Source organism: Nocardioides sp. P5_C9_2 (assembly GCF_054049555.1).
This window is the reverse complement of the sequence record NZ_JBFUMD010000195.1, coordinates 1-6534: the sequence shown is the minus strand read 5'-3', so window position 1 is coordinate 6534 and position 6534 is coordinate 1. Positions and strand designations below refer to the sequence as shown.

8 protein-coding genes, 3 tRNA genes and 2 pseudogenes are annotated in these 6534 nt (G+C 72.9%); 4 read left to right on the top strand and 9 right to left on the bottom strand.

What is annotated here, in order from left to right:
* The 9 genes and pseudogenes from ACXJKL_RS11325 to ACXJKL_RS11285 form a co-directional block, all read right to left on the bottom strand.
* A pseudogene (locus tag ACXJKL_RS11325) lies at nucleotides 1-193 on the bottom strand (SCO family protein); the annotation flags it as partial.
* Nucleotides 186-1016: a tryptophan synthase subunit alpha gene (gene trpA / locus ACXJKL_RS11320; RefSeq protein ID WP_457207148.1), complete on the bottom strand. Its 831-nt coding sequence runs from the start codon at nucleotides 1014-1016 to the stop codon at nucleotides 186-188. The gene trpA and the pseudogene ACXJKL_RS11325, both read right to left, overlap by 8 nt.
* The gene (gene trpB / locus ACXJKL_RS11315; RefSeq protein ID WP_457207147.1) at nucleotides 1013-2260 is read right to left on the bottom strand and encodes a tryptophan synthase subunit beta; all 1248 of its coding nucleotides are present in this window, start codon (nucleotides 2258-2260) and stop codon (nucleotides 1013-1015) included. The genes trpA and trpB overlap by 4 nt, the downstream gene beginning before the upstream one ends.
* The gene (gene trpC / locus ACXJKL_RS11310) at nucleotides 2257-3039 is read right to left on the bottom strand and encodes an indole-3-glycerol phosphate synthase TrpC (RefSeq protein ID WP_457207146.1); all 783 of its coding nucleotides are present in this window, start codon (nucleotides 3037-3039) and stop codon (nucleotides 2257-2259) included. The genes trpB and trpC overlap by 4 nt, the downstream gene beginning before the upstream one ends.
* 44 nt (nucleotides 3040-3083) lie before the next feature.
* Nucleotides 3084-3488, bottom strand: coding sequence for a DUF2752 domain-containing protein (locus tag ACXJKL_RS11305; RefSeq protein ID WP_457207145.1), 405 nt, complete (start codon nucleotides 3486-3488; stop codon nucleotides 3084-3086).
* Between the two features lie 34 nt (nucleotides 3489-3522).
* Nucleotides 3523-3723: an HGxxPAAW family protein gene (locus tag ACXJKL_RS11300; RefSeq protein WP_457207144.1), complete on the bottom strand. Its 201-nt coding sequence runs from the start codon at nucleotides 3721-3723 to the stop codon at nucleotides 3523-3525.
* A gap of 70 nt (nucleotides 3724-3793) precedes the next feature.
* Nucleotides 3794-4435 carry a Trp biosynthesis-associated membrane protein gene (locus ACXJKL_RS11295; RefSeq protein ID WP_457207143.1) on the bottom strand — a complete coding sequence of 214 codons (642 nt, stop codon included), beginning with the start codon at nucleotides 4433-4435 and terminating at the stop codon, nucleotides 3794-3796.
* Nucleotides 4428-4769 carry a phosphoribosyl-AMP cyclohydrolase gene (hisI, locus tag ACXJKL_RS11290; RefSeq protein ID WP_457207142.1) on the bottom strand — a complete coding sequence of 114 codons (342 nt, stop codon included), beginning with the start codon at nucleotides 4767-4769 and terminating at the stop codon, nucleotides 4428-4430. The genes ACXJKL_RS11295 and hisI overlap by 8 nt, the downstream gene beginning before the upstream one ends.
* Nucleotides 4770-4779: 10 nt before the next feature.
* Nucleotides 4780-5601 (bottom strand): aminotransferase class IV, encoded by an 822-nt coding sequence (locus ACXJKL_RS11285; RefSeq protein WP_457207141.1) that lies wholly within the window; start codon nucleotides 5599-5601, stop codon nucleotides 4780-4782.
* 135 nt (nucleotides 5602-5736) lie between these two features.
* Between ACXJKL_RS11285 and ACXJKL_RS11280 the strand changes: the two genes are divergently transcribed.
* The 4 genes and pseudogenes from ACXJKL_RS11280 to ACXJKL_RS11265 all read left to right on the top strand — a co-directional run.
* Nucleotides 5737-5809 (top strand) — tRNA-Gly (locus tag ACXJKL_RS11280).
* A gap of 47 nt (nucleotides 5810-5856) precedes the next feature.
* Nucleotides 5857-5930 (top strand) — tRNA-Cys (locus ACXJKL_RS11275).
* Nucleotides 5931-5958: 28 nt separating this feature from the next.
* Nucleotides 5959-6030, top strand: a tRNA-Val gene (locus tag ACXJKL_RS11270).
* A 78-nt stretch (nucleotides 6031-6108) separates the two neighbouring features.
* Nucleotides 6109-6534: pseudogene (locus tag ACXJKL_RS11265) on the top strand (hypothetical protein); the annotation flags it as partial.

Sequence of the window (6534 nt, the reverse complement as noted above, 5' to 3'; positions counted from 1 at the left end):
GCTTGTCGGTGTCGTCGGCGAGGCTGTACGCCGCGCCCGCGGTGTCGGTGAGCGGCTGGCCGTCCACCTCGAAGGGCGGGTCGAGCACCGTGCCGGCGAACTCCGCGTCACCACCCGACGAGCCGCCGCAGCCGGCCAGCAGGACCGCCGCCAGGACAGCGGTGACGAGCGCCCCGGGAGTCCTCCTACGCACCCCGCACCCCACGCGCCAGGTCCTCGGTGAGGGTTCGCAGCGCGGCGATCCCGGCCGTCGGGTCGTCGGCGTGGTCGAGCAGCGTGCGCACGAAGGCGGACCCGACGATGACGCCGTCGGCGTACGAGGCCACCTCGGCCGCCTGCTCACCGGTGCTGACGCCGAGCCCGACGCAGACCGGGAGGTCGGTGGTGGCCTTGGTGCGGGCGACGAGCGGTCCCGCCAGGTCGCTGGTGGTGGTGCGGGCGCCGGTGACGCCCATGACGGCGGTGGCGTAGACGAAGCCGCGGCAGGCCGCGGTCGTCATGGCGATGCGTTGCTCGGTGCTGCTGGGAGCCACCAGGAAGACCTTGTCGAGCCCGTGCGCGTCGGCCGCGGCGATCCACTCGGCCGCGGAGTCGGGAGTGAGGTCCGGCGTGATCAGGCCCGCTCCCCCGGCGGCGGCGAGGTCGGCGGCGAACCGCTCCACCCCGCTGTGTCCGACCCTACGGCTGCCGCCGTAGTGCTCCACCGGGTTCCAGTAGGTCATCACGACCGTGGGCGTGCCGGTCGCGGCGACCGCCTCGACGACGCGCAGGACGTCGCTGGTGCGGGTACCTGCCTCGAGAGCCGCCTGGGCGGCCGCCTGGATCGTGGGACCGTCCATCACCGGGTCGCTGTAGGGCAGGCCGATCTCGATGACGTCGCACCCGGCGTCGACCATGGCCCTGATGGCCTCGATCGACCCCTCGACGCTCGGGTAGCCGGCGGGCAGGTAGCCGATCAGGGCGGCGCGGCCCTCGGCCCTCGCGGTCGCGAAGGCGGTGGCCGTGGTCGCGCTCATGCGGGGTCCCCGGTCTCGTCGTCGGCCTCGCCGAGCTTGAACCACTCGGTGGCGGTGCCCATGTCCTTGTCGCCGCGGCCGCTGAGGTTGATGAGGATCGTCGCCTCGGGGCCCTTCTCGGCGGCCAGCTCGCGGGCCACCTCCATCGCGCCGGCGATGGCGTGCGCCGACTCGATCGCCGGGATGATCCCCTCGGTGCGGGCGAGCAGGGCCAGCGCGTCCATCGCCTCGGTGTCCGTGACCGGACGGTACGTCGCCCGGCCGGTCTGGGCGAGGTGCGCGTGCTGCGGCCCGACGCCGGGGTAGTCCAGCCCGGCCGAGATCGAGTGCGACTCGACGGTCTGCCCGTCCTCGTCCTGCAGGACGTAGGTGCGGGCGCCGTGGAGCACACCCGACGCGCCGGCGTGGATGGTGGCGGCGTGCCGCGGGGTGTCCACTCCGTCGCCGCCGGGCTCGAAGCCGTAGATGCGCACGTCCTCGTCCTCGAGGAACGCGGTGAACAGGCCGATGGCGTTGGACCCGCCACCGACGCAGGCGGCGATGGCGTCCGGCAGGACGCCGTACTGCTCGAGGCACTGGGCGCGCGCCTCGTCACCGATCCCGCGGGTGAAGTCGCGGACCATGCTGGGGAACGGGTGCGGTCCGGCGGCGGTGCCGAAGAGGTACGCCGTGTGGTCGACGCTGGCGACCCAGTCGCGCAGCGCCTCGTTGATGGCGTCCTTGAGGGTGGCGCTGCCGGACTCGACGGCGACGACCTTGGCGCCGAGCAGGTGCATCCGGGCGACGTTCAGCGCTTGGCGGCGGGTGTCGACCGAGCCCATGTAGACGGTGCAGTCGAGCCCGAAGTAGGCCGCCGCGGTCGCGCTGGCGACGCCGTGCTGGCCGGCGCCCGTCTCGGCGATCACGCGCTTCTTGCCCATCCGCCGGGTGAGCAGCGCCTGACCGAGGACGTTGCGGATCTTGTGGGCGCCGGTGTGGTTGAGGTCCTCGCGCTTGAGCAGGATCCGGGTGCCGACCTGCTGCGAGAGGCGCTCGGCGTGGTAGAGCCGGCTCGGCGTGCCCGCGTAGTCGCGGCAGATCGCCTCGAACTCGGCGACGAACACGGGGTCCGCCATCGCGTCGTGCCAGGCCGCGGTGAGCTCGTCGAGGGCGGCGACGAGCGCCTCGGGCATGAAGCGCCCGCCCCACGTGCCGCCGTAGTAGCCCTGCTCGTCGGCGTCGTACCGGCTGACCTGCTGGCTCATCGCTTCACTCCTGTCATGGTGCGTACGGCGGTCGTGGGGTCGCCGTCCCGGACGAGTGCCTCACCGACGAGCACGGCCCGGGCGCCCTCGCCCACGAACCGGGTCACGTCGTCGGGTCCGCTGATGCCGGACTCGGCCACCAGCACCCGGTCGTCCGGGACGAGGGGGGCCAGGCGGCCGAAGGTGTCGTTGTCGACCGCGAGGGTCTTGAGGTTGCGGGCGTTGACGCCGACCAGCTCGGCCCCGAGGGCCACCGCACGCTCGGTCTCGGCCTCGTCGTGGACCTCGACGAGCACGGTCAGGCCGAGCTCGCGTGCCTCGTCGTGCAGGCGGCGCAGGTCGTCGTCGTCGAGCGCCGCCACGATCAGGAGCGCGAGGTCGGCGCCCGCAGCACGGGCCTCGACGAGCTGGTAGCTCGTCACGATGAAGTCCTTGCGCAGGATCGGGGTGTCGACCGCGGCCCGGACGGCCAGGAGGTCGTCGAGCGAGCCGCCGAAGCGCCGGCGCTCGGTCAGCACCGAGATCGCGGCCGCGCCACCGGCGGCGTACGCCGTGGCGAGGGCGGCAGGGTCGGGGATGTCGGCGAGCTCGCCCTTGCTGGGACTCCTGCGCTTGACCTCCGCGATGACGCTCGAGCCGGGGTCGCGGAAGTGGGGCATCGGGTCGCGGGCCTGGTCGACGTCGGCGAGTGCGGCACGGAGGTCGGCGAGCGGCCTGGCGGCCTCGCGACCGGCGAGGTCCTCGCGGACGCCGACGATGATCTGGTCGAGCACGGACATGGGTCCAACCCTCTCACTCCACCGGTGGGGGTCCCGACGGCGGCTCAGGCTGCGAGCCAGGACCCGGGCAGGTTGCGCGCCACGGTGAACAGACCGACCGCGCCGAGACCCACGATCCACACGGACGGGGGCACGACCACCGGCCGCATCGCCTCTCCCCCGCGCCAGGTCGCGACCGCGCGGCGCAGCCAGAGTCCCAGCACGATCGGCAGKGCCAGGACCAGCAGCAGGTTGCTCGACGCTGCGGCGCCGAGGTCGAGCCGGGTGAGGTCGTGGACCGCGCGAAGGCTGCCGCACAGGGGGCAGTCGAGGTGGGTCAGCACCTGTGTGGGGCACCAGCCCCAGCTGCCGGCCCGGTGCGGGTCGCGCACGGCCAGCGCCAGCGTGGCGGCGACGACGAGGACCGCACCACCCAGCGGTCCGGCGAGGCGGTGCGCCCGACCCGTCATGCGTGCAGGCCCGTGGTGCGTGGGGTGAGGAGGATCAGTGCGGGTCGCCGTGGAAGCCGAGCCTGGCCATCACCAGGAACAGCGGCAGCGCGACGGCGCCGAGAGCGATGCCGACCCAGAAGATCGTCATGTTGACCGGCGAGAGCATCAACGCGATCGAGCCGACGAGGAAGCCGAGCATGGYCACGCCGACCGCGGTCCACGCAGCAGGGGTGTTGCCGTGGTTGTTGGCCATGGATGCTCCTTGGGACGTGCGGCGGCGGTGCGCTGGGACGGGCTCGACCGGTGACCCGATCGGTCGCGTCTCAGTCTAGGGGCCGCTGCCGGTCGGTCGGGTCGTGCCCCTCGTCGAGGGCCTTCCAGATCTCCAGGTTGCCCTCCGGGTCGACCGGAGCGCCCACGCCGGCCGGGGCGTCGTACCGGCGTCCCATCTCGGGCCAGGCCGGTACGAGGCGCACGGCGAGCAGGGTGGTGACCACACAGCCGACGGCGGCGACGAGGGCGGCGACGTACCAGCCGGTGAGGTGGACCGAGGCGGTGTCTGCGCCGGAGGCAGTGCGGAGCTGGTCGGCCACCGAGTCCTGGAGGGTGAAGAGCGCCCAGATCGTGGTGACGAGCAGGCCGACCGCCGCCAGCGCGGCCAMGACCATGACGGTGCGGCGGAAGCGGCCCCGGGTGACGAGCACGACGCCCCACCCGGCCAGCACGACGAGGCTGAGGGCGCCGGCCAGCGGCATCTCACCGATCCCGTCGGCCACCGCGGCGCCCAGGACGGCCGCGTCCTGGGCGGTCTCGGTGCTCAGCTGCCCCGACGTGCCCTCGACCCACGGGCTGGTGCCGGCGACCGCAGCGAGGACCGCGCTGGCGAGCCCGCCGAGGACCACGGGGCCGAAGCCGGTGCGCGTCCGCTCGTCGGAGGTGCCTTCGGCTGGCCCGATCTCAGCCATCGAGCCGGTCCGCGTCGAAGCAGGTGCGGTCGCCGGTGTGGCAGGCGGCGCCGACCTGCTCGACCTTCAGCAGCACGGTGTCCCCGTCGCAGTCGAGTCGCACCTCGTGGACGTGCTGGGCGTGCCCGGAGGTCTCGCCCTTGACCCAGTACTCCTGGCGCGAACGGCTCCAGTACGTCGCCCGCCGGGTCGCGAGCGTGCGGGCCAGCGCCTCGTCGTCCATCCAGCCGAGCATCAGCACCTCGCCGGTGTCGTGCTGCTGGACGATCGCGGGCACCAGGCCGTCGGCCGAGCGCTTGAGGCGCGCGGCGACGGCGGGATCCAGGTCGGTCACCCGTCCAGTATCAGGGGTCGATCTGCTCGGCCTCGCGGCGGCGCCACGTGGCGGCACACTCCGCGGTCACCGGGCCGGGGGCGGGCAGCTCGCGGTCGTCCCAGCGTCCGATGGCCTGCACGTCGCGCGTCGTGGAGACGAGGAACGCCTCGTCGGCCGACCGTGCCACCTCCAGGGGCTCGTCGACCTCCCGGCCCCCGCACCACTCGAGCACCAGCGCCCGGGTGACACCGGCCAGGCAGCCGCCGGCGAGGGTGGGGGTGCGGAGCTCGCCGTCGACGACGTAGAAGACGTTCGAACCAGTGCCCTCGCAGAGGTCGCCGGCGGTGTTGGCGAAGATCGCCTCGGTCCCGCCGTGCTCCTGGGCCCGAGCGAGCGCGATGACGTTCTCGGCGTACGACGTGGTCTTGAGGCCCGCCGTCGCCCCGTGCTCGTTGCGGGTCCACGGGACCGTCACCACCGCGGTGGACTCCCCCGCCGGCGCGATCGCGGAGTGGGCGACCACGAGCGTGGCGGGGCCGTCGCCACGGCCGGACCCCATCGGCGCCGGGCCGGCGGTGTAGGTGATCCGCAGCCGCCCGAGCGGGTCCTCGTTCCCGGCGAGCACCGCCTCGATGCCACGGCGTACGGCGGCCTCGTCGGGCGCGTCGAGCCCCAGGCCGGTCGCGGAGCGGGCCAGGCGCGCCAGGTGCCGGGTGAGGGCGAACGGGCGACCGTCGAGGGTCTTGATCGACTCGAAGACCCCGTCCCCGACGGTGAAGCCGTGGTCGGTGACCCCCAGCACCGCGCTGGTCGGATCGGTCAGCAGGTCGCCGTTCATCCACGCTCGCATGGCGTCACTCTAGGGAGTCCTGGCCCCTCGACGGGTCGCCGGAACACGCGTCGTGGGACCCGGTTTTGGCACGACACATTCCGTCGGCTACTGTTCCACTCGTCTTCCCGACGGGTCACCGGAGGGAAAGTGCAGGCGGACATAGCTCAGTTGGTAGAGCGCAACCTTGCCAAGGTTGAGGTCGCGAGTTCGAGTCTCGTTGTCCGCTCGGAGAGGTCTCTCCCCGTGCCTTCTTCATGTTGGGAAGGCCCCCGCGGTGGGTTGGCCGAGAGGCGAGGCAACGGACTGCAAATCCGTGTACACGGGTTCAAATCCCGTACCCACCTCCACGCTCCACAAGTGAAGAAGCACGACCTCGGGCGATTGGCGCAGCGGTAGCGCGCTTCCCTGACACGGAAGAGGTCACTGGTTCAATCCCAGTATCGCCCACAGAGAACCGCAGGTCAGAGGCCCTTTTCGAGGGCCTCTTTCCGATTTCGGGGGCCCGCCGGCGACTAGGGTCGCCGCATGCCCGACTTCACCTGGCTCCCGGCCAACCAGGCAGCGACCGCTGACGTCGAGGCGATCTTCGCCACGGGAGGCGCCCGCACGTGCCGGTGCCAGGCGCTGAAGGTGCCCGGCTGGATCTGGCGCGACACCACCCAGGAGCAGCGGGACACCGCGCTGCTCGAGCAGACCGCCTGCGGCACCACCGGACCGACGTCCGGGCTGGTCGGGTACGTGGACGGCGAGGCGGCCGGGTGGGTCGCCGTCGAGCCGCGGGAGAACTACCCCCGGCTGTGGAGCCGCAAGCAGGCGTGGATGCGGATGGATCCCGAGCTCGAGGGCGTCTGGTCGGTCACCTGCTTCGTCGTGCGCAAGGGCTGGCGCAAGGCCGGGCTGACCTACGAGCTCGCCCACGCCACCGTCGAGTACGGCGAGCAGGTCGGCGCC